The organism is Bacillus sp. 05T31 (assembly GCF_056396725.1).
This window is the reverse complement of sequence record NZ_JBFTMA010000612.1, coordinates 1-3,248: the sequence shown is the minus strand read 5'-3', so window position 1 is coordinate 3,248 and position 3,248 is coordinate 1. Positions and strand designations below refer to the sequence as shown.

General features: G+C 34.5%; 2 protein-coding genes and 2 pseudogenes. 3 read left to right on the top strand and 1 reads right to left on the bottom strand.

Features of this window, described 5'->3' with window-relative positions:
• Both AC1DJR_RS25180 and AC1DJR_RS25175 read left to right on the top strand, forming a co-directional pair.
• A partial coding sequence (locus AC1DJR_RS25180) for a pyruvate kinase (protein WP_477003774.1) occupies window positions 1–875 on the top strand: 875 nt, incomplete at its 5' end.
• Window positions 876–1,237: 362 nt separating this feature from the next.
• Window positions 1,238–1,519 carry a DUF1292 domain-containing protein gene (locus AC1DJR_RS25175; protein ID WP_002013967.1) on the top strand — a complete coding sequence of 94 codons (282 nt, stop codon included), beginning with the start codon at window positions 1,238–1,240 and terminating at the stop codon, window positions 1,517–1,519.
• Window positions 1,520–1,676: 157 nt separating this feature from the next.
• On the opposite strand, the pseudogene AC1DJR_RS25170 reads toward AC1DJR_RS25175, so the two are convergent.
• A pseudogene (locus AC1DJR_RS25170) lies at window positions 1,677–2,830 on the bottom strand (ATP phosphoribosyltransferase regulatory subunit).
• A gap of 342 nt (window positions 2,831–3,172) precedes the next feature.
• Here AC1DJR_RS25170 and AC1DJR_RS25165 point away from each other — a divergent pair.
• A pseudogene (locus AC1DJR_RS25165) lies at window positions 3,173–3,248 on the top strand (Cys-tRNA(Pro) deacylase); the annotation flags it as partial.

The window sequence follows — 3,248 nt, the reverse complement described above, 5'->3', positions numbered from 1 at the left end:
GGGATGTACAAGGTCCTAAAATAAGATTGGGTGAAATGAAAGAGGAACAAATTACACTTGAAGCAGGGGAGTTATTTATTTTACATACCAATCCAGTTGAAGGGAATAAAGAAGAAGCAAGTGTTGATTATGTAGGGATTGCGAATGACGTGAAAGTTGGAAGTAGAATTCTTATTAATGATGGGGAAGTTGAGTTAATTGTTGAAAAGGTAAGTGCGGAAAAAATAGAAACGAGGATAAAAACAGGTGGAAATATTGCTTCTCATAAAGGGGTAAACTTACCAGGTGCAATTGTTAGTTTACCAGCTATTACTGAGAAAGATAAAAAAGATATTCAGTTTCTTTTAGAAGAGAATGTTGATTTTATTGCGTGTTCCTTTGTGCGAAAACCTTGTCATATAAAGGAAATACGGGATTTTATACAAGAGCATAAAGAAATTCCCCCGAGTTTAATTGCAAAAATAGAAACGATGGAAGCTATTGAGAATTTTCAAGATATATGCAAAGAAGCAGATGGCATTATGATCGCAAGGGGAGATTTAGGTGTGGAATTGCCGTATCAATTTATTCCACTGTTACAAAAAATGATGATTCGTGAGTGCAATCGAACGAATACATATGTAATTACAGCGACACAAATGCTTCAATCTATGGTAGATCACTCTATTCCTACAAGAGCTGAGGTAACTGATGTATTTCAGGCTGTATTGGACGGAACGAATGCTGTTATGCTTTCTGCTGAAAGTGCGTCAGGAGATCATCCAATCGAAAGTGTGAAAACATTACTTCTCGTTTCTGAATTCGCGGAGCATGTAAAAAAAGACGGTCCTTTTGCGATGAAAGATGTATTGGAATTACTACATAAGTCTCTTTAGTTTATATAGAAGGATGTATCTCTCATCCTAAAAACGTACGGAAAGGAATCAGGATAGGAGGTGCAATTTTAGTATTTACTTACAGATTGACAGGTGGCATTCCAGCTGCCTATATGAAAGAATCATTATGGAACATGGAGGTCTTTCGGAAATCTAAAGAAGGATTTTAAATTAATTAATCCAATTATCTCATTTAAAATATGTTCATTTCTATTCATAAATGATATCCTTATAGTTGAATACTTTTACTGAATCAGCAAGAATTTGTTGTTCTTTCTGTATGAATTCAACTTTTTATGGAAAGATATGTTAGTAAGTGTACAATTTGAACGTTTTATTTTTTAGAGTATGATAGGAGGAGAATGAATATGGAAGCAATTGAAGTAGGCGAAATTTTTAGTCTTACCGATGAGAATAATGAAGAACAGGAAGTTGAAGTGCTTGGAGCGATGGATGTCGAAGGTGCAGAATACATTGCGGTTGCCTTTGTAGAAGACATTCAAACAGAAACTGAGGAAGACATTGATATCTTCTTTTTAAAAGTAGAAGAAGATAATGAATTCTCATACATAGAGAATGACGAGGAATTTGAAAAAGTATCTGCGGCGTTCGAGAAGATTATGGACGAGCAAGAACAAGAATAATAATAAAAAGAGTTAGACAAAAGAGGGAGATGCATATCTGCCCTCTTTTTTTATATGGTTGAAAATTACATTTATAGAAATCGATAATTATATTATGTAAACTGAAAGACTCTTTATTTATGCACTAGAAAAACCACCCAAATGAGGGTGGCGCTTATTATATATAGTTATTAAATGTGTTATTTTCCAAGGAAGAGAGGGGAATCTTCACTTCAGTACCTTCCTTCATATTACGCAATACAACTGTTTCTGTAGATAGTTCCTCTTCACCAATTATTAGCACATAAGGGATATTTTCTTTATTTGCATAATTAAGGGCACGTTTCAATTTACGTCCAGCTAGTTCAAGTTCGATTTTTAAGGAAGTAGTAGAACGTAATTGCTGGGCGATTTGTAAGCATTGTAATTCTGTCCCGAGTGGGATGATAAATAAATCCGCTGTAGATGATATGGTTTCTTTCTGTGATAGTGCTGTATAAATAACGTCTAAACCGAATGAAATACCGACTGTTGGATAGTTCATATTATCACCACGGAATGCTCCGATAATATTATCGTATCGACCACCGCTACCGATGCTAGATGTAATCGTGCCATCTTTTAGAAAGATTTCATACACAGTGCCTGTATACATCGTGAGTCCTCTTGCTAAAAACGGATTGAATATCGTATTTTCATTTATTCCGAGAGCGAGTAAGTATTGCTGTAGTTGTTGTAGTTCCTCTACTCCATCGGCGACAAGTGTATTATTGAAAGTGTCTTTAAAGTCGGCTATAGGGAGCTTTAGGCAAGATAAAACAGTATTACATATTGTATCGGCCATTTCTACAGTAATCCCGCGCTCCAATACATCTTTTCGTACACCATCAATCCCAATCTTTTCGATTTTATCCAATGATAAAATTACGTCACTCGTTAGTTCAGTAGGGATGTTAATAGACTGGAGAATACCGTTTAAYAATTTTCGGTTATTATATTGRATYGTTACTTCTAAGTTTAACGTTCGGAAYAGYTCAAAYGCCATGCGTTTGGATTCATCGCCACGACTTTAGCGAATGGAATTGTTAAATCGTAACGTAAGGCAAGCTCGCGTTTTCCTTGATCCTTAAGTGTATATATTTCTTTTAAAATTTCATCGCCACCACCGTATTTGTATGACATAAGTTCATACATATTTAACGTTGGAGTTTCTAAAGGTTTACACCCATATCGTTCAAATGTATCTTCACAAGCTCTTTTAATTTTATTTCGCAGTACTTGTTCCTCTGGTAAATGGTCTTTTGTCCCTTTTACATTTTTCATTTCCACCATAATCACTCCTCTTTTAAATTAAAAAAAGCTATGCAGGTATAAAAATACCCACACAGCTTTATGAACGCTTCGTGGGTCAACAGGAAAAGCCCTGTACCCACGAAGAAAAATTTTTCTTCGGATACACGGCGTTACGTATGATGATGAAGTTGGAAAGACGTATTAAAAGTTCGCATTAAAAATCTCTCCTTAACATAAGTTTTTCCAAATTATATCAGATGAATTTGGAAATATCAATATTTTCAGTTTTGAAGAATACGTGAAGTTATGTAGGAGAAATTGAAAAGAGTGTATAATAAAAGAAAACTTAATAATATGAAATAACTTTTTAAGGAGACCGCTATGAAAAAAGATAAAACAAATGCGATGCGAATATTAGATAAAGAAAAAATTGAATATTCGATGATGTCATATGATC

Coding starts and splice junctions, on each gene's coding strand:
- AC1DJR_RS25175 (WP_002013967.1), top strand. CDS start 1,238: ATGAATATGGAAGCAATTGAAGTAGGCGAAATTTTTAGTCTTACCGAT.